Origin of the sequence: Limnospira sp. PMC 289.06, assembly GCF_032350395.1 — a bacterium.
Taxonomy (GTDB): domain Bacteria; phylum Cyanobacteriota; class Cyanobacteriia; order Cyanobacteriales; family Microcoleaceae; genus Limnospira; species Limnospira platensis.
Map to the genome: position 1 here is coordinate 1 of NZ_JARPLC010000499.1, position 423 is coordinate 423.

General features: G+C 41.8%; 1 pseudogene. It reads right to left on the reverse strand.

Going from position 1 to position 423, the window contains the following annotated elements:
* Positions 1 to 423: pseudogene (locus P5674_RS25980) on the reverse strand (hypothetical protein); the annotation flags it as partial.

A 423-nucleotide genomic window follows, 5' to 3' on the forward strand; every position in this document is an offset into this window, starting at 1 on the left:
TTAGCAGCCGTAAAATTAGGGCTTTTTCTCCTTCAGTCACCCCCTGTTGTAATCCTTCTTGTAATCCCTGTTGTAATCCCTGTTGTAATCCCTGTTGTAATCCTCGTTCAAGGGCTTCTTCCCAAATGTCTTGATAAATTACTGATTCTTGCATAATTTCTTGCCTCAATAATCGTTTAATCAACACTTTGTCTAATACCAAACCTGCCAGAATCGCTGTCGATGCTGCCACGTTATTTTGGGTTCTCCGGTCAGCGATCGCATTAATTTGTTCAGCTACCCGCTCTAATAACCTTTGGCGATCGCCCGTTTGAGCTAGTATCGCAAAAGGTAATAATCCCGGCACATTTATAAACGTATCTACAGGTTCTTCCCAGAGTCTAATTACCTGAAATTTATGGCGAGTTTGAGCTATTTCTAGCC